We start from the raw sequence: 20568 nt of genomic DNA, 5'->3' as shown, positions 1-20568 counted from the left end.
GGGCCGGCGTCTACCGCTGTCGGGTTCAGAGTGTGGTTTCGCCGGTGAGGCCGAAGTAGTCGTGCCATTTGGTGGAGGGGGCGAAGGTGGTGCCGGTGGACAGGGCGACGTAGATGTCGTTGGTGGTGTTTTTGGTGAAGACGATGAGGTCGTGTTTGCCGTCGCCGTTGGCGTCGGCGAGGTAGGGGAATTCGCCGGGTAGGCAGAAGAAGTCGTGCCATTTGATCGTGGTGCCGGTGAAGGTGGTGCCGGTGGAGGTGGCGGCGTAGACGTCGGCGTCGGTGTTGCAGGTGAAGGTGACGATGTCGTCGCGGCCGTCGCCGTTGATGTCGCCGATGCGGGGTTGTTCGGTGCCGACGGCGAACAGGTCGTGCCATTTCTGGGGTGGGCCGAAGCTGGTGCCGGTGGACAGGGCGACGATGACGTCGGCTGCGGTGGCGGGGCCTTGGGTGAAGGTGATGATGTCGTCGCGTCCGTCGCCGTTGACGTCGCCCAGGGCGGGGAACTCCCCGGCGATGGAGAAGTAGTCGTGCCATTTGATCGCGGTGCCGGTGAAGGATGTGCCGGTGGACAGGGCGACGTAGACGTCGGCGTTGGTGTCGTGGGTGAAGGTGATGATGTCGTCGCGGCCGTCGCCGTTGACGTCGCCGACGGCGGGGACCTCGGTGCCGGGGGCGAACCAGTCGTGCCATTTCGCCGACGCCGCGAACGAGCTGCCGGTGGACAGGGCGACGTGGACGTCGGCGGTGGTGCCGTGGGTGAACACGATCGCGTCGTCTCGTCCGTCGCCGTTGACGTCCCCGGTCAGTGGTGTCTCCCCGGACAGGGCGAACCAGTCGTGCCACTTCACCGACGTGCCCGCGAACGACGAACCCGTCGACGTGGCCACATACGCGTCAGCCGCCGCACCGTGGGTGAACGCCACCACGTCATCCCGACCGTCACCATCGAAATCCGTCGGCGAACCACCGAAATACCGGGCGGCCGATCCACCCCCGCCCTGGTTCACCAGTGAGAGGTAGTAGTTCCAGTTCCAGTTCGGCCCCGGGTCGGTGTGGTCGTTGCCCGGGATCTCGTTGTGGCCCTTGATGCCGGTGCGGTTCTTCGGGATGCCGTACTTGTCGCACAGGTAACGGGTCAGCGCGGCCGACGAACGGTACATCGCGTCGGTGAACCAGGCCGGGTTGTCGACGTACCCCTCGTGCTCGATGCCGACGCCGTACGCGTTGCCGGACCGGGCGTGGTAGGCGGTGTCGCCCTCGCGGACCATCTGGGTGATCTCGCCGTTGCTGGACTTCACCACGTAGTGGGCGCTGACGCCGGACGACGGGTTCTGGAACCAGCTGATGGTCCCGGCGTACGAGCCCTGGGTGACGTGGAGGATCACAGTGGTGATCCGGCTGGACCGCCCGACGCCGTAGTTGGCGCCGTTCGCGGCGACCCACCGCGCCGGCGGGTACTCGGGCACGGCGGCGGCCAGGGTACGGGACGCGGTGCCGGCGGGGGCCACAGTGGCGTAGCGGCCCCGCTCCGGCTCGACCCGGTGCGCCCGGACCGGCACCGCCCCCGGAATGCCCTGCTGCACCAGCTCGTAGATCCCGTCCGCGTACAGGCGTGCGGTGGCGTCGTCGGCCGCGCCGCCGTACCGCGCCACCACCGGGTACCAGGCGGTCACCCGGTCCCGGTCCCGCCCGGTCAGTCCCTCGGCGTCGGCCAGATCGCGCAGCACGGCCGCACCGCCGCGGATGTTCGCCGGCGCGACGGTCTTCAGTCGCCCGACCGGCTCGCCGGTCAACTCCGCCGCCCGTTCCAGGCTGTGCTGGACCGGGTTGCTCACCAGGTGCATCACCCCGTAGCCGTTCGCCTGGCTCGGCTTGCCGCCGTGCGCGTCGAGGCGGGACTCGCCGTAGCCGACCGCGACCAGGACGTCCCGGGGTACGTCGTACTCCTGCGCCGCCCGCACGAACGCGGCGTCCAGCGCGGTCCGGACCGGCGGCGTCGCGGACGCCGGCGCGGGCTGCACCGCGATCCCGCCGGCGAGCGCCGCGGTCAGCAGGGCGACGCCGGCGCGCCGCCGTCTCCGTCGTGTTCCGGCCACGGGGGCCTCCCATCCTGACGTCACAGGGTCACCTCACCGGTGAGCCCGAAGTAGTCGTGCCACTTGCTGGAGGGACCGAATGTGGTGCCGGTGGACAGCGCCACGTACACGTCGTTCGTGGCGCCCTTGGTGAAGACGATGAGGTCGTCTTTGCCGTCGCCGTTGGCGTCGCCGAGGTAGGGGAATTCGCCGGGCAGGCAGAAGAAGTCGTGCCATTTGACGGTGGTGCCGGCGAAGCCGGTGCCGGTGGAGGTGGCGGCGTAGACGTCGGCGTCGGTGTTGCAGGTGAAGGTGACGATGTCGTCGCGGCCGTCGCCGTTGATGTCGCCCACCCGAGGCTGCTCGGCGCCCACGGCGAACAGGTCGTGCCACTTCTGCGGCGCCCCGAAGCTGGTGCCGGTGGACAGCGCCACGATCACGTCGGCGGCGGATGCGGGGCCCTGGGTGAACGTGATGATGTCGTCGCGTCCGTCGCCGTTGACGTCGCCCAGGGCGGGAAACTCCCCCGCGACGGAGAAGAAGTCGTGCCACTTCACAGCCGTCCCGGCGAACGACGATCCGGTGGACACGGCGACGTAGACGTCGGCCGTCGCGTTGTGCGTGAACGCGACGATGTCGTCGCGGCCGTCGCCGGTGACGTCGCCCACGGCGGCTATCTCCGCGCCGGGGGCGAACCACTCGTGCCACTTGCCGGGTGACGTGAACGCCGAGCCGTTCGACAGCGCAACGTACACGTCGCCGGTGTTGCCGTGCGCGAACGTGACGATGTCGTCGCGGCCGTCACCGTTGACGTCGCCCGTCGACGCGGTCTCCCCGCCGATGGAGAAGAAGTCGTTCCACTTCACCGACGTCCCGGCGAAGCCGGTTCCGGTCGACGTGCTCGCGTACACGTCGGCGGAGGCGTTCTGGGTGAAGGTGAGGATGTCGTCGCGGCCGTCACCGTTCACGTCCGTCGACGAGCCGCCGGCCATGCCGTGGGTTCGCGCCGCCTGGTTGAGCAGCGTCCGCGCGGTCGCCGCCGCCTGGTCGTACCGGTCGGGGAAGCCCGACCGCTGGACGCACTGGGCGACCTGGCCCGGGGTGAAGCCGGGGTTGTTGCGGTCGCAGGTGATCGCGCGCGTGACGTACTGGGTGGTGGCGTAGACCGGGTCCATGATCTGCTCCGGCGTGCCCCAGCCGTAGTCCCAGCGCTGCTGGAACACGCCCAGGCTGGACTTGTCGCCGCAGGGCAGGTTGTTCATGTGGGACTCGACCCAGCCCGCCTCGAAGGTGGAGAGCATGACCTTGTCGTTGACGTTGTACGACCGGGCCACCCGGTAGACGATCACGGTGACGGCGGGGTCGTGGGTGGCCGGGACGGACGGGCAGGCGAGCGTGTCCATCGGTACGGCGGCGGCCGGCGCGCCGAGCGCACCGGCCGCCGTGACGGTGCAGAGCGCGACAAGCATCGCCAGCAGGTTTCGTCTCACCGTGCTCCTCAGGGGTGTGGGGGGTGACCAGCGGCACCAGGCGAGAAATCGATTGCTAACGAGTCTCGTAGTCACCATCATCGATGTCAATAGCGTCGGCCGTGCGCGACGCACCCATCCGGAAATCGATTGCTGGACGGGTATAGGATTCCGAGCGATCTCCCGCGGTGGCGGTCCCCCTCCGGTACGTCACCATCCGACGGGGGCCGGGCCGGAGCGCCCGGGCGACGACGACGGGAGCGCGATGACGACCATCTACGACGTGGCGCGTCGCGCGGGAGTGTCGCCGGCGACCGTCTCCCGTGTCCTCAACGGGCGCGCCTCGGTCGACCCGGAGATGGCCGCGCGGGTACGGCAGGCCGCGCAGGACCTCGACTACCGCCCCAACGCCGTCGCGCGCAGCCTCCGCCGCAGCCGGACCAGCCTCTGGGCGGTCATCATCTCCGACATCGGGAACCCGTTCTTCACCTCGATGGTGCGCGGTGTCGAGGACGTCGCGCAGGAGGCCGGCTTCTCGGTCGTGCTCTGCAACGGCGACGAGGACCCGGAGAAGGAGGCCCGCTACGTCGCCGCGGCCCTGGCCGAGCGGATGGCCGGGGTGATCATCTCCTCGTCCGGGCGGCCGGCCCTGATCAGCCGCCTGGTGCAGGCCCGCATCCCGGTCGTGGCGATCGACAGGCAGCCACGCGGCGTCGAGGTGGACACCGTGCTGGTGGACAACACCCACGGCGCCGAGCAGGCGACCGCCCATCTGGTGGGCAGCGGCTACCGGCGGATCGCCTGCATCACCGGCCCGCGCCGGATCTCCACCGCCATGCAGCGGTTGCGGGGTTACCAGCGGGCGCTGAAGGCGAGCGGACGCCCGGCCACCGAGGACCTGATCCGGTACGCGGACTTCCGCGAGGAGGGCGGCTACCGCGCGATGGCCTCCCTGCTGGAGGCCGTCGAGCCGCCGGACGCGGTGTTCGCGGCGAACAACCTGATGACGGTGGGCGCCGTCGAGTGCCTCGTGGACAACGGCATCGGCGTGCCCGACCCGTTCGGCATCGTCGGGTTCGACGACATCCCGTGGGCGCACCTGGTCCGGCCCTCGTTGAGCACCGTCGCGCAGCCCACCTACGACCTGGGGCGTACCGCGGCGACGCTGCTGGTCGAGCGGATCGCCGACCCGGCCAGGGTGCCCTCGACAGTGGTGCTCCACACCGAGCTGCGGGTACGCGAGAGCTCGGCGCCGTCGGCCGGCCGCCAGGGCTCCGCGGCGGGCCGTACCCGGTCACGCGGCACTGCCGCCGGCTCGCTCAGATCGTGACCTCTCCGCACAGGTGTACCCGTACGCCCAGCTCGGCGAAGAGGGCGGCCTTGACCCGTAGCGCGCGGTCGGCGGTGTCGGCGTCGGGCGCGTAGACCACGTTGACGTGGTTGGCCTTGTGCCGGGCCATCAACTGGTCGCGGCCCACGCCGTGCAGCACGGCGTGCATGATCGGCCACTGCGGTGTGGTGGCGTCCAGCCGCCGCCGGGTCTCCGCCTCGGGCAGCTCCACCACCGTGCCGCGCCCGAGGTCGACGTGCAGGCCGCCGTCCATCACGAACACCCGCGACCAGACGATCTCCCCCGGCTTCGACACGCCGCTGAGCGTGCCGCCGCCGAGCGGGAAGTACATCGGTGGCTGACGCATGCTGTACGACCTGTCGTAGCCCCCGTTGTGCGACGCGGGCACCGATCCGGAGATCTCGAAGACCCAGACGAAGTGCTCGCCGTACTGCTGTCCCCAGCGGATGTCGTGCAGCGTCGTCGCCGGGTCCAGGCCCATCGCGGTCCAGATCCGGTTGGTGACCAGCGAGTCCACCGCGACGCCCTCGTCGACCTCGTTGAAGTGCGGCAGCGCGACGCCCGGGTACAGCTCCCGGGAGCCGTCCCGGCTGGTCACCGGGGGACGATCGACGTTGTTCAGCAGACCCTCGGCCAGGTCGCTGGCGGGCACCGTGTCCTTGAGCCCCTGCTGGTACTGGATCCCGACCGCGTCCAGGCCGAAGTCGTCGGCGATGCGCAGCGCCGCGACGTACATCCGGCACTGGCTGAGCAACTGGGCGTGCGTCAGCTCGGTGGCCTCGTCGGCGCCGGTGTGGAACGTCATCCCGGCCGCCTCCAGCCAGGCGAGCACCGCCCGCGCCTCGGTGTCGGGCACCCGCGCCATCTCCGCCACCAGTGCGCTCTGCGACAGGCGTTCCTTGAAGACGCCGATCGGGTTGAGCAGCTCGTCGTCGATGATGGCGTTGTACATGCCCATGCAGCCCTCGTCGAAGACGCCGATGACGGCCCGCTCGGAGACGAGCTGCCGGGCCAGCGCCACGCCGAGTTCGACCTCCTCGTCCGGCCGCAGCTCGGGCAGCGGGCGTACATGGCTCTCGTCGTGCGTCACCCGGCCGGTCTCCAGCCACTTCTTCAGGCCGTCGCGCGCCCACTCGTCGGTGAAGTCCTCGCTCCACAGCGTCGAGTACCGCACGCCCGCCTTGGTGAGGCTGCCGGCGAGGTTGAGCAGGCCCACCAGGCCCGGATACTCCCCGCTCCAGTTCGCCACCAGCAGGATCGGCCCGCGGTGGGCGCGCAGCCCGGCCAGCACGTGGTGGCTGTACTGCCAGACCGCCTCCACCACGACGAGCGGCACGTCGGCCGGGATGCTCCGGAAGACCTCGATCCCGGCGCGCTGGCTGTCGATGAAGCCGTGTCCCTTGAGCGGGTCGACGTCGTGACCGCGCCGGACGTGCCAGCCGAGCGCGGTGACGGCGGCGGCGAGGTCGGCTTCGAGCTGCCGCTGGGTGGGCCAGCAGGTGACGTTGGCGCTCGGCCGCAGGTCGCCGCTGGCCACCGTGTAGACGGTGCGGGGCGGGGCGGCCGGGCGCTCGACCGGCACGGGCATTGTGTAGCGGGTCACGGGGCGGCTCCCTCGACGGGCGGACGGTGGGCGGGACGGGGCGCGGCCGCGTTCAGAGGCCACCGAGCTTCGCGTACGCCTCGGCGGCGTTCTCCTTGGTGATCCGCATGGTGCCCAGCGTGGTGGTACGCGGGACGTCCTCGGCGCAGTCGACGAGGATCTTCCGGGCCAGCTCGACCGCCTCCCGGCCGCCGGTGGCGTACTGGAACGTGGCGGCCAGGCGGCCCTGCTCGACGGCCTTGATCCCGCCGGAGGGCACCGGCAGCGCGTCGATGCCGGTGAACTTGATCCGCCGCTCGGCACCGGCCGACTTCGCGGCGAGGTAGGCGCCCTCGGCCATCGGGTCGTTGTGCGCGTAGATCGCGGACACGTCCGGGTGGGCCTTGATCAGCGCGTCCGCCACCGACTGTCCCTTCTCCCGCAGCCAGTCGCCGGGCTGGGAGGCGACGATCTGGATCTTCGGGTTGGCGGCGATGCCGTCGCGGAAGCCCTGCGCGCGTTCGGCGGCGGGGGTCGAGCCGGGCAGCCCGGCGATCTCGATCACCTTGCCGCCGCCGGGCAGCAGCGTCGTGGCGTAGAACTCGCCGGCCGCCCTGCCGATCGCCACGTTGTCGCCACCGATGAACGCGGTGTACGCCTCCCCCTCGACCTTGCGGTCCAGCACGATCACCGGCACACCCTGGTCGTACGCCTTCTTCACCACGGCGGTCAGCGGCTTGGCCTCGTTCGGCGAGACGATCAGCAGGTCGATCTTCTGGGTGAGGAAGTTCTCCACGTCGGCGACCTGCTTGCTGTTGTCCTGCGCGGCGTCGGAGACCACGACGCGGAAGCCGGGCACCGACTTCGCCGCCGTCTGCACGTCGTTGTTCATCACCTGCCGGTACGGCTCGGCGTTGTTGGCCTGGGACATGCCGATCAGGAAGTCCTTGCCGGCGCCGCAGGCACGGGCCTGCCCGGCGTCGTCGGACGGCTTCTCGACGCTGCACCCCGTCGCCGCCAGCGCGCCGGTGACCAGCAGCGCGAGCAGTGTGGTTCGCTTGTCCATCGGTGGCTCCTCGGAGTCGGTTCGGTCAGGCGAGGCCGCGGCGCAGCTTCTGCAACGCCGCTGCGAGCACGATCACCAGTCCCTTGATCAGCAGCTGGACGTTGGCGTCGATGTTGTTGAGCGCGAGGATGTTGTTGAGGATGCCGAGCAGCAGCGCGCCGGCCAGGGTGCCGCCCATCGAGCCGGAGCCACCGGCCAGGCTGGTGCCGCCGATGACGACGGCGGCGATCGCGTCCAGCTCGTATCCGGCGCCGTCGTTCGGGCTGCCCTGGTTGAGCTGTCCCGCGTGGACCACGCCGGCCACCGCCGCCAGGAGGCCGGCGACGGCGAACACGGCGACCTTGACCCGCGTCACCGGCACGCCGGAGAGCCGGGCCGCCTTCTCGTTGCCGCCGATCGCGTAGACGTGCCGGGCGAACGCCGTCGTCCGCAGCACCACGACAGCGGCCACCCCGATCAGGACGAACAGCACCGCCGGCACCGGGAGCACACCGTTTATCGAGCCGTTCAGCAGTTCGAAGGCGGGCGGCGCCTCCTGGGGTCCGTCGCCGTAGGCGATCGGGATGCCGAGGCCGCCGGACCATATCCGGGCGATGCCTCGGGCGACCTGGAGACCGGCCAGTGTCACGATGAACGACTGGATGCCGAGGCGGGCCACGGCGTACCCCTGGAGCGCGCCGAACAGCGCGCCGATCGCGAGCACCGCGGCGACGGCGGGCAGGATGCCGAGCCCGGAGTCGACCATGAGCGTCGCGGTGCCGACCGCCGACAGACCGAGGATCGCCCCGACCGACAGGTCGATGCCGCCCAGCAGGACGACGAACGTCATCCCGATCGCGATGATGCCGATCTCCGACACCGCGCGGACGATGTTCCCCAGGTTGCCGGCGGTGAGGAAGAGGATCTCGCCGTCGCGGCGCGGGGAGGCGAGGACCGCCACGACGAAGACCACGAGCAGCGCGAAGAGACTCTGCACCGCGAAGAGCCGGTCGGCGAGTTCCCGGCGGCTGCGCGGCCGGCGCAGCCAGTGGGCTGTCGCGCCGCGCAGTCCGGCCGTACCGGCGGCCGGGGCCCCGGTCACTGCCGGCTCGGGCGGCGGCACGCGGGTGTCGGTCATCGGTCGTCCCTTCCGGCGGCCGGGCCGCCCATCGCCGCCGCGAGGACGTCCTCGGCGGTGCAGCCGCCGGTGGCGAGGTCGGCCACGGCCCGGCCGCGGCGCAGCACCACCACCCGGTCACAGACGCCGAGCAGCTCGGGCAGTTCCGAGGAGGCGAGCAGGATGCCCATGCCGTCGCCGGCGAGCCGGCGCAGCAGCCGGTAGATCTCCGCCTTCGCCCCGATGTCGACGCCGCGGGTCGGCTCGTCCAGCAGGAGCAGCCGCGGCTCGGTGAGCAGGTGGCGGGCGAAGACGACCTTCTGCTGGTTGCCGCCGGAGAGCGCGCCGACCGGCGTGGCCGCCGACGCCGTCTTGATCGCCAGATCGGTGACCGACCGCGCGACGGCCGCCCGTTCCCGGCCGCGGCTGACGAACCCGGCCGAGGTCAGCCTGGACAGGGCGGCCAGCACGATGCTCCGGCCGACCGGGTGTTCCAGGACGAGCGCGGAGCGGCGCCGGTCCTCGGGGACGAAGCCGACGCCGGCGCGCAGCGCCGCGCGGGGGCGGCGCGGCGCGTACGGGCGGCCGGCCAGCAGGACCGTGCCGGTGCGGCGACCGGCGGGCCCGGCGCCGAACAGGGTCTCCAGCAGTTCGGTGCGTCCGGCGCCCATCAGCCCGGCCAGGCCGACGATCTCGCCGGCCCGCACGGTCAGGTTGATGCCGTCCGGCTCGCAGCGGCCGGGGCGGGGCGCCCGGGGCCGCACGGCCAGGTCGGTGACGTGCAGCACCGGGTCGCCGCCGGCTGATCCGGGCGGCGGGCCGGGAGCGCCGGCCACCTCCGCCGGGGCGGGCTCGAACAGTGACGCGGCCCGGCCGCCGACCATCATCGCCACGATCCGCCGCCGGTCCATCCGGCCGGCCGGTACGACACCAGCGACGGAACCGTTGCGCAGCACCGTCGCGCGGTCCGCGACGACCTCGATCTCCTCCATCCGGTGGGAGATGTAGACGACACCGACGCCCCGCCGGCGCAGGCCGCCGATGGTGGTGAACAGCCGCCGCACCTCCCCGTCGGCGAGGGCGGCCGTCGGCTCGTCCATGACGAGGACGCGGGCGTCCAGGGCGAGCGCCTTGGCGATCTCGACGAGCTGCTGCTCGCCGACGCGCAGTGAGCCAACCGGGCGGCGCGGGTCGATGTCGGCGCCGAGCCGGTCCAGGTGCTCGCGCGCGGTACGGGCCGCGGCCCGCCGGTCGACTGTGCGCAGCCGGGTCCGGGGCTCCCGCCCGAGCACGAGGTTGTCGGCCACCGACAGGGCGGGCACCAGGTCGAGTTCCTGGTGGATGGTCGCGATCCCGGCGGCCTGGGCGGCGGCCGGGCCGGTGAACCGTACCGGCGTCCCGTCGACCGTGACCTCTCCGTCGTAGTCGGTGATCACGCCGGACAGGACGTTGATCAGAGTGGACTTGCCCGCGCCGTTCTCGCCCAGCAGCGCGTGCACCTCGCCCGCCCGTACGTCGAAGTCGACGCCGTCGAGCGCCGTCACGCCGCCGAACCGCTTGGCCACACCGGTCGCCGCGACCACCACCCGGCCGCTCGGGCCGGGCGCGTCGCGGTTGTCCACGCCGGTCATGGGATCGCGTTGATCGCGGCGTGCGCGGCGTCGGCGAACGGCACGTCCCGCCGGACCCCGCTCGCGGTCAGGCGCCAGGTGCCGCCCGCGTACTGGCCAGGCGCCCAGGACAGGCCGCCGGAGCGCCACAGCGGCTGCCAGGCCGCCATCGCGTGGCCGGCGTCGTACCAGGTGTTGTCCCCGCGCCAGGCCGACCCCCACCGGTGCGCCGCGACCACCGAGAGCCCGTCGCCGGTGCTCATCGTCCAGCGGGGCATGCCGGTGACGTCACCTGTCGGCCGCGCCTCCGCCACCGGGTCGCCGACCAGCGGCGACGAGCCGTCGATGTTGAACGCCACCTCCCACACCGCGGCGGTCGGCCACCCGTTCACCGACCAGGTGACGTCGCTCTGCAACCCTGGACCGGTCCACCGGGGCGTCACGGTGAGCAGCCAGTCGGCGGTGACCGGCTCGTCGCCGAACGGGATGCCGACCAGGTTGATCCGGGAGCCGTCGGCCGACACGTCGACCCGGGCCGGCGCCCCGGCCCGGTCGGTCACGTCGAACCGGCCGACGGCGAGGTACGGGCCGGTGCCCCGGTGCGACGAGTCGAGCGCGGGACGGTGGTTGCCGGCGCCAGCCGGGTCCACCGTCAGCTCGGCGATCCGGGCGTTCGGCCAGGTGCGCACGTCGGCGCGCAGGAATCCGGTGGTCACCGTCCAGCCCCGGGCCACCACACCGGTAGACCAGGTCAACGGCGCCAGCCAGAGCCCGCCCTGACCCCAGCCGGCGTGGGTCAGGTACCAGTTGGAGCCGTCCACCACGACCTCGGCGGCGTGCGCGTCCAGCACCGTCACCTTCTCCGCGCCGTCGAAGCGCAGGGGGTCGCGGCTGCGGTAGACGGCCGTCCGCCGGTAGGCGGCGCCGTAGTCGGTGCCGTCGCAGCAGACGAACAGGTACCACCACTCCCCCCGGCGCACCACGAACGGCGACTCCGTCTGCCCGCCCGCCCGGCCGGTGTACGGCGAGGTGTACGCGATCGCGCGGCCGCTCCACGAACGCAGGTCGGTGCTGGTCCGGTACGCCACGACATGGTTGCCGCCGGACGGGCTCGACGTGGCCGTGTAGTACATGACCCAGCGGTCACCGACCCGGGTCACCATCGGGTCGCGGCCCTCCCACCCGTCGGTGAACAGCGGGTTGGCGGAGCTGCGGGTCCAGGTGAACAGGTCGGTCGAGGTGGCCAGGTGCATGCGGTACCGGGCGTAGTCCGGGTTCCCGGCCGCGTAGAACATGTAGTAGACGCCGTTGTGCTGGACGACGTGCGGGGCCCAGATCCACTGCTCCCCGGCCCCGGGGTCGGCGGCCAGCGCCACCGGCCGTTTCGTCCACGGGCCGGTCGGGGTGGGCGCGGTGGCGTGCCCGAAGATCTTCTCGTCCTGCGGCGCGCCGGGTTCGGCGTGGGTGATGCCGAACAGGTGCCACACGCCGGTCTGCTCGTGTCGTACCAGCGTGTGGTCGTTGTAGTACCAGGTCGTCGACTCCCCGGCGCCGGGGTCGTAGACGCGCGTGGACGCGCCCCGCGCCGGCGTCTCGCCGAGCGTCTCGTACGGCGTCGTGGTGACCGCCGCGAGCGGGCCGACGCGGCGCAGCGTCACCGTGTCCAGCCCGGCGAAGAAGCCGGTGGAGGACGCGGACCGGCCGGTCACCGTGACGGTGAGGCGGTGCGTGCCTGTCGACAGGGACGCCGAGCCCAGCGGCACCGCGCCGGTACGTTGCACCCCGCCCGCGTACCCGTCGAAGAGTTGACCGACCGCCACCCCGTCGACGGCGAAGCGAAGCGTGCCGTAGTCGCCGGCCCGGGTGAGCACCGCGCCGATGTCGTACTGCCCGGCCGGTACCGCCGGCAGGGTGAGCGTCACCGCGTCACCGGCGCGGGCGCCCCGGAACCACAGTTGCCGTCCGCCGGACCAGCTCACCCCGCAGCAGTCGGCCTGCGCGCCGACCGGCGCGGTGGCGGAGACGACGGCGAGCGACTCGGCCTCGAACCGGACCGGGTCGTCGGCCGCTGCCGGTCCGGCCGGGACCGCCACCAGGGCGGCCCCGAGCAGGAGCGCCGCGAGGGCACGCCGGGCGCGCATCACGACACGCTCGGACGGGGCAGGTCGGCGCCGGGTGCGAACTGGTCGTGCCAGCGGTTTCCCGGTGGCCCGAATCCACCGCCGGTGGAGAGCGAGACGAACACGTCGGCGGTCAGGCCCCTGGTGAACGTGACCACGTCGGCCCGCCCGTCGCCGTTGAAGTCCCCCATCCCGGGCAGTTCGTCGCCGAACGCGAAGTGGTCGTGCCACTTCCAGGAGTTCTGCACGAAGCGGCCGCCGTCGGACAGCGACACGAACACGTCGCCGGTCGTGCCCCTGGTGAACGTCACGACGTCGTCCCGCCCGTCACCGTCCACGTCGCCCACCGCCGGCAGCTCGTCGCCGACGGCGAAGCTGTCGTGCCACTTCCAGCCGTCCTCGACGAAGCGGGTGCCGTCGGACAGCGACACGAACACGTCGCCCGTCGTGCCCCTGGTGAACGTCACGACGTCGTCCCGGCCGTCACCGTCCACGTCGCCCACGGCCGGGAACTCGTCGCCGAGCGCGAAGTGGTCGTGCCACTTGACGCCGGGTCCGAAGCCGGCGCCGGTGGAGAGCGCCACGTAGACGTCGGCGGCGGCGCCGCGGGTGAACGTGATGATGTCGGCGCGGCCGTCGCCGTTGACGTCGCCGACCGCCGGGATCTCGGCGCCGACGGCGAAGAAGTCGTGCCACTTGACCCCGGCGGAGTATCCGGCGCCGGTGGAGAGCCCGACGTGGACGTCGGCGCTGTCGCCGCGGGTGAACGTGATGACGTCGGCGCGGCCGTCGCCGTTGACGTCGCCGGTGAGCGGCACCTCCGCGCCGACGGCGAAGAAGTCGTTCCAGGGCCGGCTGTCCGGCACGAACCGGGTGCCGTCGGAGAGCGAGGTGAACACGTCGGCGGCGGCGCCTCGGGTGAAGTCGACGGCGTCGTCGCGGCGGTCGCCGTCGGCGTCGCTGGTGTTGCGGGTACGGGTGGTGGCCGACACCTCCGCCGACGGCGCGGCGGCGTTGCCCGACCCGTCGACAGCCACGACCCGGTAGTGGCGGGTCTGCGCGGCGGGCAGCGGGCCGTGCCGGAACGTGGTGGCACGGGTCGTGCCGACCAGGTTGGCGGCGGTGATCGCCACCCCCGGGTTCCGGGAGGCGTAGACGCGGTAGGAGACCACGCCGACGTCGTCGGCGGAGGGAGACCAGGTCAGGCCCAGCGCGTGCATGCGCCCGCCGGTCAGGGCGAGACCGGCGACCGGGGCCGGGGCGACGGTGTCGGTGAACGGCGCCACCATGCTGTCGGCCAGGTACCGGGCGGCGGTCCAGGCCGGCGCGCCGGCAGCCGGGGTGAGCTGGACGGTGACCGCCGACCGGCCCGCCGTAAGCGCCGCGGGCAGCACGAACTCGTCGGCCAGCCAGCGCTGCCTGTCGTTGCCCAGCGGCTGCAGCCACACCCCGGCCGGCGTGCCGTCCACCGACACGGCCGCCTGCTGGTAGCCGCCGGCCTGGTCGCCGTGGCGGCGCAGCCGTACCCCCTGGTTGGCCGGGTCGATCGCCAGCCGGAAGCGGACCGGTGCGGTGGTGGCGCGGACCTGGCCGGTCTGCGGGACGTTGTCGTCGTCACCCTCGAAGGCGGAGCTGAGCGCGGTCTGGGTCGCCCCGGAGTCGGTGTACGCGTGCGCGGCGCGGCTGGCGGCGTCGCCGGTGACGACGGTGTCGGTCCGGCGCGTGGTCACGGTGCGCTGGGTGTAGAGGAACGCGGTCGAGGCGTACTCGGCCGGCATGTCGTTCGCCGGTCCGTGCTCGATGCCGAAGCGCAGCGCGGTGCCGTACGCCACCGCGTCGCCGATCATGAGCCGGTAGGCGGCGTCGCACTCGTCGGCGCATCCGCCGCCGCGGACCAGGTGGGCGGTGTTGCCGGTGAAGACGCCGCTGTACGCGCCGCGGTTGAAGTACCAGCCCGACTCGTAGAAATCCTCGGTGCCGGTGCCGTAGATCTGCGGCGTGGGCGAGCCGTCGACGTACACCCGCTCGTCGCCCTCCAGGTAGTTGCGGGTGTTGCCGCCGATGATGTGGCCGCGCATGGTCTGCGAGACGCCCACGAACCGGCCCCGCCCGGACTGGTCGGCGATGATCCAGTCGGTGCCGCCGACCGTCTCGGCGCGGCGTGACTGGGTGGTGAAGTAGCCGGCGTTGCCGTCGGCGGCGAGCCGGGACGTCCACTCGGTGCCGGACGCCGACGTCACCTCGACCTCGACGCCGCCGACTGTGGCGCCTGTCGTGTTGACGAGCGTCAGTGCGGCGGCGGTGCGGAACGGCATCGGCCACCATGCGCTGTACCAGCCGCCGGGCGCGGAGTCCATGGCGAACATCAGCGACCGGACGGTGCGCTCGCCGAGCCCGGCGCCGAAGAACTCCCCGATCGGGCTGTCCACTGTGGTACGCCCGTCGAACGTCAGCCGCAGCCGCAGCCCGGCGAGCGTCGGCGCCCCGGCCGCGGCGTCCGGTACGCGCAGCCGCAGCGCGGTGATCGCGCGTGGCCCGGTCAGGGCGGCCAGTGACACCTGCCCCTGCGCCGGGGCGGTGACGGTGGCGCGCGTGGTGGAGGCGCCGGCCTGGGCGGGCTTCGGGTCGCGGGTGCCGGCGGCGCGTAGCAGCGTGACCACGTCGGTGGCCGGGTCGGCCGGATCGAACCGGGGCACCCCTGCCGCGTCGGCGAAGGTCCGGTAGGTGACGTGGTGGAACAGCGGGTTGTTCTGGGTGGTGATCCGCATGGACTCCCGGTAGGGCATGGGCACCTTGACGGTGACGCCGCCGGACGTCTGGTCGGCGTTGCTCACGAGCGGCGCGACGAACGGGCTGCCGAGCCGCCCGTCCACCAGATCCTGGAGGTCGGCCTGGACGACCACGACGCCGTCGAGTTCGACGCGGATCCAGCCGGTGGCGCGGACGTTGCCGTCGTCGCGGGTGAACCAGATCGACTGCACCTCGCCCGGGCCACGTGCCTCGGCGATCACACATCCCCCGCTCCGACGCAGACACGACCAGGTGCCGACGAAGCCGTCGTCGTTGGAGCCGTCGCGGCCGAAGCTGGAGAACTGGTGGGTACGGGTGCCGGCGGCCAGCTCCGGCAGGCGGTCGAGCCGGCGGTAGGCGTCCCAGCCGATCGGTCCCTTGTCGTCGGCGACGGCGAGAGCGGGAGCGGGCGCCGACGTGGCGGCCGGCGCGGCGGCGGACGAGGTCGCGGGCACGGCAACGGCCAGCAGCGCGGCTGCTGCGGCGCCGGCCCAACGGCCGATGCGAAGCCTCATCGGTGTCCCTTCCGAGCGGCCGTAGGAGCCATGAGAAATCGATTGCTGGCGAGTTAACTTCGAGACTTCCACGGTTGTCAATACTTTGCGCCCGGCTTTCCCTCCAGGGCAGGAATCTTCGCGGCGGGCCGGCCCGCACGCCGCGCAGCCAGGCCGGGCGGAAGCGACGCTGAAGGAAGTTTTCCGCCGGCACTCACCACCCCGGCGGGTATTGACAGGCTCCGAAGTCTGCGGTTTCACTTCTCCTCAGCGCCACCGTCCCGCCGATCGGGACGCCAGCCGCCCCTTCTCCGACGCGAACTGTCAGGGCCCGCCCATCGGCGACACCGGCCCCTGGCTCGACGCGCCCACGCGCCGCTCCGACCGTGCATCCCGCTTCCGACGAGGAGTCACCGCATGCCCAGATTCCCGACGCGTCCCGCCCGGCGGGCCCTCGTCGCGCTGCTCACCCTGGCCGCGGCCACCCTCACCGCGGTGACGGTCGCCCCGTCACCGGCACTCGCCGCGCCCACCTTCAAGGCACCGTTCCCCTGCGGGCAGCGGTGGACGTACAGCCACCACAGCGCCGAGGTGCGGCAGGCGCTGGACTTCGTCCGCGCCGACGGCGGTGTCACAGGCGGTACGCCCCAGGTGGCGTCCGCCGCCGGAGTCGCCCGCCGCTACTCGCAGCCCAGCGGCGCCGGCAACTACATCGTCATCGACCACGGCGGCGGGTGGACCACCTACTACTTCCACCTCAGCGCCTACTCGGTGCCCGACGGCGCCTACGTGCAGCAGGGGCAGCAGATCGGGATCACCGGCAGCACCGGCAACTCCTCCGGCGCGCACGTGCACTACGAGCAGCTCTACAACGGCGTCGGCCAGGTCATCTCGATCAACGGCGTCTCGCTCGCGCCGTATCCCGGCCAGTACAACCAGAGGTTCCTGGTCAGCGACAACTGCGGCACGCCACCGCCGCCGCCCACGCCCCGGTATCTCGGTGGTTCGCCGACGGATTTCGATGGTGACGGTCGGGATGACGTGGTGGCGTTCACCCACGGTGCGGCGGCTGACGCGTATGTGGCCACGTCGACGGGTTCGTCGTTCGCGGGCACGTCGGTGAAGTGGCACGACTGGTTCGCCCTGTCCGGGGAGACACCACTGACCGGGGACGTCAACGGCGACGGACGAGACGACGCGATCGTGTTCACCCACGGCACCACCGCCGACGTCCACGTCGCCCTGTCCACCGGCAGCTCGTTCGCGGCGTCGGCGAAATGGCACGACTGGTTCGCCCCCGGCACCGAGGTCCCCGCCGTCGGCGACGTCAACGGCGACGGCCGCGACGACATCATCACCTTCACCCACGACACCAACGCCGACGTCTACGTCGCCCTGTCCACCGGCACATCCTTCACCGGCACCGCGATCAAATGGCACGACTACTTCTCCATCGCCGGGGAGTTCCCCGCCCTGGGCGACGTCAACGGCGACGGACGCGACGACATCATCACCTTCACCCAAGGCCCCGCCACCGCAGCCGACGTCATCGTCGCCCTGTCCACCGGCACCAGCTTCGGCCCACCCCAGAAATGGCACGACCTGTTCGCCGTCGGCACCGAACAACCCCGCATCGGCGACATCAACGGCGACGGCCGCGACGACATCGTCACCTTCACCTGCAACACCGACGCCGACGTCTACGCCGCCACCTCCACCGGCACCACCTTCACCGGCACCACGATCAAATGGCACGACTTCTTCTGCCTACCCGGCGAATTCCCCTACCTCGCCGACGCCAACGGCGACGGCAAACACGACCTCATCGTCTTCACCAAAAACACCACCAACGACATCTACGTCGCCCTGTCCACCGGCACCACCTTCGCCCCCTCCACCAAATGGCACGACTACTTCGGCCTCACCGGCGAAACCACACTCTGAACCCCAGGAGGAACCTCCATGTCGCACGACCGGAACGTCTCCCCCACGGTGAGCCGCCGGCGGCTGCTCACCGGCGCCGCCGCGGTCGCGGCGACCGGCGCCCTCGCCGGCGCCTTCACCGCGCCGTCCGCGGCCGGTGCCGCCGTCAACGGGTACGGCCTGCGCATCGTCGCCCGCAACGAGAACGGCGGCCGGTTGCAGTACTACCGCTTCGCCACCGACGCGATCGAGTGGGATCCGGCGGTGAACGTGCTGCTGCCCGACGGCTATCACACCAGCGGCAAGCGGTATCCGGTGCTGTACCTGCTGCACGGCGGCAACGCGGACTTCCGCACGTTCCACCTCCAGGACAACATCATCAACCTCACCGCCGGCCGGGAGATCATCGTCGTCATGCCGGACGCCTCCACCGGCTGGTACTGCAACCCGGTCACCAGCAACACCGGGCCGCGCAACTGGGAGACCTTCCACATCGCCCAGTTGCTCCCCTGGATCGAGGCCAACTTCCGCACGTTCCCCGAGTACAACGGCCGCGCCGTGGCCGGCTTCTCGATGGGCGGCTTCGGGGCACTCAAGTACACGGCGAAGTACTACGGCCATTTCTGCTCGGTCAGCGCCCACTCCGGGCCGGCCAGTCTGCGCCGCGACTTCGGCCTGGTCGTCCACTGGGCGAACGTCACCTCGGCCGCGCTCGACCTCGGCGGCGGCACCGTCTACGGCGCGCCCCTGTGGGACGAGGCACGGGTCAGCGCGGACAACCCGATGGAGCGCATCGAGAGCTACCGCAACAAGCGGATCTTCCTGGCCGCCGGCACGTCACCCGACCCGGTCAACTGGTTCGACTCGGTCAACGAGGGTCAGGTGCTGGCGGGCCAGCGCGAGTTCCGGGGAGCGCTCAGCCGGGCGGGCATCCCGCACGAGTGGCGGGAGGTGCCAGGCGGGCACTACTTCCGCCATGAACTGTTCGTCCAGGACCTCGCCGGCATGCTCGGCCGTTTGCGCCGGGCCGGCTGACGCGCAGCGGCGTCGCACGAGGGGTTCCACCTGCGGTCCCGCTGCGAATCGTGGGTGGACACCCCTCGCGGATCCGCCGGGATGTTCGATACCATCGAACATCCCGGCGGACGTCCCGCCACCTCGACAGGAGGTCCCCGTGCGGCCCATGAACAGTCAGCCGCCGTCGGAGCAGGCCGGCTCCGGCGGCGCCGCGGGCGATAACACGCCCGCTGGCGTCGTCGGCGGCCGGATCCGGCGCTACCGCAAGGAGCGCGGGCTGACGCTGCGCGGCCTCGCCTCCCGTTCCGGGCTGTCCATCGGCTTCCTGTCCCAGGTCGAGCGCGGCATCTCCTCCATCGGCCTGACCGCGCTCGGCAGCGTCGCCAAGGCGCTCGACCGGTCGGTGGCCGACTTCTTCGACGCCGGCACCGCATCGCCGGACAGCACCGTCTCCTCGCTCCCCCGACACTTCACGCTGACCAGGGCGGAGACGGCCGCCACTCAGTACGTGTCCGGGCAGCAGACCTACCGCATGCTCTCCGACCGGGGGCCGGACCTGGTGCTCGAACCGATGCTCGTGCACATCGCGCCGGGCGGGCGCCGGGAGAACGCGTACGGCCACCGGGGCGAGGAGTTCGCCTACGTCATCTCCGGCGAACTGCTCTACGAGGTCGAGGGCGTCGAGCACCGGCTGTTCCCGGGCGACAGCGTGCACCTGCGCTCATCGGTGCCGCACCAGCTCTACAACGACACCGACGCGGTGACGACTGTGGTCTCGGTCGTCACGCCCCGCCTGTTCTGACCCGCACACCGGGCACCACGAATCGCCCTCCGTGTTCACCCACGTGAACTCGGAGGGCGATTTCGCATCCGGCGTCAGCGACCGAGGCGGGCGTCCACGGCGGTCATCGTGTCCTGCCAGATGACCGAGGCCGGGTCGATGACGGCGAAGTGGTCCCCCGGCTGTTCCAGGTGGCGGACGTCGTCTCCCGCACCGGCCGCCGCCACGGCGTAGCGCCGGTTGGCGTCGACGAGGTCGAGGCTGTCCTCCGTGCCCTGCACGAGCAGCGTGGGCACCCGGGTCGGCAGCCGCCGCATCGGGTCGCTCTCGGCGTACCGGCGGGGAGCCGTCGCCGGTGAACCGCCCAGCGCCGCGGCGACCGCGCCGTCGCCGAGGTAACGCCGCTCGCCCTCGGCGAGGTCGAGCACCCCGGCCAGCGACACCGCGAGCGCGACACGCGGCCCGCTCGTACGCCCGGCCAGGTCCGCCGCGGCGCGCAGCGCGAGCTGGCCACCGGCCGAGTGTCCCAGCACCACGATGCGGTCCAGGTCCAGCGGCCGGTCGCGGGCCAGCTCCCGCAGCGCGACGAGGCCCGCCTCCACGTCCTGTGTGGTCGCGTCCCAGCCGTGCCGGTCCGGACGCCGGTACTCCAGGTTCCAGGACGCGTAGCCGCGCCGGGTCAGGTCGGCGGCGAGCGCGTCCATCAGGTCCGCGCCCCAGATCGACCGCCAGAACCCGCCGTGCAGCAGCACCGCGACCGGCGCCGCGCCGGTGTCGAGGGCCGACGGCAGTCGCAGGTCACCCCACTGGTCCGGGTCCGGTCCGTAGGCGATCCGGCCGGCCGGCGCGCGGAGGCGGTGCACGGCGTGCCGGATCGCCCAGGCCAGGCCCCACAGTCCCCGCCCGGCCAGGTGGACCGCGCCGGGCACCGGTGGCTCGACGGTGAGGTCGTACCAGACCACGCCGGACGGCTGCGCGCCGATCAGGGCACGGGCCGCGGGGGTGGGGCCGGGCAGCGCCACCACCGGCTGCTGCGTCGCGGCGAGCAGCGAGCGCATCTCGTCGGCCGAGCCGGCGGTGACGACCCGACCGGTGACGTCGAGTTCGGCGCAGGTGGCGGCCGTCGACGACGCCAGCAGGGCCGCGTCGGCCACCAGGCCGGGGCCGACCAGGACGGTGAGCCGCATCGGAC

At 72.2% G+C, this 20568-nt stretch carries 13 protein-coding genes; 4 read left to right on the top strand and 9 right to left on the bottom strand.

Annotated elements, in window-relative coordinates; genetic code table 11:
- Positions 1 to 25 precede the first annotated feature (25 nt).
- Entirely contained in the window at positions 26 to 2098 is a 2073-nt protein-coding gene (locus tag ACN27D_RS25470; RefSeq protein ID WP_421500181.1) for an N-acetylmuramoyl-L-alanine amidase, read from the bottom strand.
- A gap of 20 nt (positions 2099 to 2118) precedes the next feature.
- Positions 2119 to 3567, bottom strand: a complete 1449-nt coding sequence (locus ACN27D_RS25465; RefSeq protein ID WP_357899169.1) for an FG-GAP repeat domain-containing protein — start codon at positions 3565 to 3567, stop codon at positions 2119 to 2121.
- Between the two features lie 244 nt (positions 3568 to 3811).
- Here ACN27D_RS25465 and ACN27D_RS25460 point away from each other — a divergent pair, with 244 nt between their 5' ends.
- Complete coding sequence (locus ACN27D_RS25460; RefSeq protein ID WP_421500180.1) at positions 3812 to 4876, top strand: LacI family DNA-binding transcriptional regulator; 1065 nt, start codon at positions 3812 to 3814, stop codon at positions 4874 to 4876.
- Here ACN27D_RS25460 and ACN27D_RS25455 read toward each other — a convergent pair.
- From ACN27D_RS25455 to ACN27D_RS25430, 6 genes are read right to left on the bottom strand one after another with little or no spacing between them, the layout of a single operon-like run.
- On the bottom strand, positions 4866 to 6500 hold the full coding sequence (locus ACN27D_RS25455; RefSeq protein WP_421500179.1) for a fucose isomerase: 1635 nt from the start codon (positions 6498 to 6500) through the stop codon (positions 4866 to 4868). The genes ACN27D_RS25460 and ACN27D_RS25455 overlap by 11 nt on opposite strands.
- A gap of 52 nt (positions 6501 to 6552) precedes the next feature.
- Positions 6553 to 7545 carry a substrate-binding domain-containing protein gene (locus ACN27D_RS25450; protein WP_421500178.1) on the bottom strand — a complete coding sequence of 331 codons (993 nt, stop codon included), beginning with the start codon at positions 7543 to 7545 and terminating at the stop codon, positions 6553 to 6555.
- Positions 7546 to 7570: 25 nt separating this feature from the next.
- Positions 7571 to 8662: an ABC transporter permease gene (locus tag ACN27D_RS25445; protein ID WP_421500177.1), complete on the bottom strand. Its 1092-nt coding sequence runs from the start codon at positions 8660 to 8662 to the stop codon at positions 7571 to 7573.
- On the bottom strand, positions 8659 to 10272 hold the full coding sequence (locus tag ACN27D_RS25440) for a sugar ABC transporter ATP-binding protein (RefSeq protein ID WP_421500176.1): 1614 nt from the start codon (positions 10270 to 10272) through the stop codon (positions 8659 to 8661). The genes ACN27D_RS25445 and ACN27D_RS25440 overlap by 4 nt, the downstream gene beginning before the upstream one ends.
- Positions 10269 to 12392 (bottom strand): family 43 glycosylhydrolase, encoded by a 2124-nt coding sequence (locus ACN27D_RS25435; RefSeq protein WP_421500175.1) that lies wholly within the window; start codon positions 12390 to 12392, stop codon positions 10269 to 10271. The genes ACN27D_RS25440 and ACN27D_RS25435 overlap by 4 nt, the downstream gene beginning before the upstream one ends.
- Entirely contained in the window at positions 12392 to 15676 is a 3285-nt protein-coding gene (locus tag ACN27D_RS25430) for a DUF2961 domain-containing protein (RefSeq protein ID WP_421500174.1), read from the bottom strand. The genes ACN27D_RS25435 and ACN27D_RS25430 overlap by 1 nt, the downstream gene beginning before the upstream one ends.
- A gap of 396 nt (positions 15677 to 16072) precedes the next feature.
- Here ACN27D_RS25430 and ACN27D_RS25425 point away from each other — a divergent pair, with 396 nt between their 5' ends.
- The 3 genes from ACN27D_RS25425 (at position 16073) to ACN27D_RS25415 (ending at position 19397) form a co-directional block, all read left to right on the top strand.
- Entirely contained in the window at positions 16073 to 17599 is a 1527-nt protein-coding gene (locus tag ACN27D_RS25425) for an FG-GAP-like repeat-containing protein (RefSeq protein ID WP_421500173.1), read from the top strand.
- An 18-nt stretch (positions 17600 to 17617) separates the two neighbouring features.
- The gene (locus ACN27D_RS25420) at positions 17618 to 18613 is read left to right on the top strand and encodes an alpha/beta hydrolase (RefSeq protein ID WP_421500172.1); all 996 of its coding nucleotides are present in this window, start codon (positions 17618 to 17620) and stop codon (positions 18611 to 18613) included.
- Between the two features lie 148 nt (positions 18614 to 18761).
- Entirely contained in the window at positions 18762 to 19397 is a 636-nt protein-coding gene (locus ACN27D_RS25415) for a helix-turn-helix domain-containing protein (protein WP_421500171.1), read from the top strand.
- Positions 19398 to 19471: 74 nt separating this feature from the next.
- Here the strand turns inward: ACN27D_RS25415 and ACN27D_RS25410 are convergent, their stop codons facing one another.
- On the bottom strand, positions 19472 to 20563 hold the full coding sequence (locus ACN27D_RS25410) for an alpha/beta hydrolase (protein ID WP_421500170.1): 1092 nt from the start codon (positions 20561 to 20563) through the stop codon (positions 19472 to 19474).
- Between the last annotated feature and the right edge of the window lie 5 nt (positions 20564 to 20568).

The sequence above is a fragment of the Micromonospora sp. WMMD1274 genome, assembly GCF_049179035.1.
Taxonomy (GTDB): domain Bacteria; phylum Actinomycetota; class Actinomycetes; order Mycobacteriales; family Micromonosporaceae; genus Micromonospora; species Micromonospora tulbaghiae.
Note: the sequence above shows the minus strand (reverse complement) of the source record. Positions and strands in the feature narration are given on the sequence as shown.

Coding starts and splice junctions, on each gene's coding strand:
- ACN27D_RS25460 (WP_421500180.1), top strand. CDS start 3,812: ATGACGACCATCTACGACGTGGCGCGTCGCGCGGGAGTGTCGCCGGCG.
- ACN27D_RS25450 (WP_421500178.1), bottom strand. CDS start 7,545: ATGGACAAGCGAACCACACTGCTCGCGCTGCTGGTCACCGGCGCGCTG.
- ACN27D_RS25445 (WP_421500177.1), bottom strand. CDS start 8,662: ATGACCGACACCCGCGTGCCGCCGCCCGAGCCGGCAGTGACCGGGGCC.
- ACN27D_RS25440 (WP_421500176.1), bottom strand. CDS start 10,272: ATGACCGGCGTGGACAACCGCGACGCGCCCGGCCCGAGCGGCCGGGTG.
- ACN27D_RS25435 (WP_421500175.1), bottom strand. CDS start 12,392: ATGCGCGCCCGGCGTGCCCTCGCGGCGCTCCTGCTCGGGGCCGCCCTG.
- ACN27D_RS25430 (WP_421500174.1), bottom strand. CDS start 15,676: ATGAGGCTTCGCATCGGCCGTTGGGCCGGCGCCGCAGCAGCCGCGCTG.
- ACN27D_RS25425 (WP_421500173.1), top strand. CDS start 16,073: ATGCCCAGATTCCCGACGCGTCCCGCCCGGCGGGCCCTCGTCGCGCTG.
- ACN27D_RS25420 (WP_421500172.1), top strand. CDS start 17,618: ATGTCGCACGACCGGAACGTCTCCCCCACGGTGAGCCGCCGGCGGCTG.
- ACN27D_RS25415 (WP_421500171.1), top strand. CDS start 18,762: ATGAACAGTCAGCCGCCGTCGGAGCAGGCCGGCTCCGGCGGCGCCGCG.
- ACN27D_RS25410 (WP_421500170.1), bottom strand. CDS start 20,563: ATGCGGCTCACCGTCCTGGTCGGCCCCGGCCTGGTGGCCGACGCGGCC.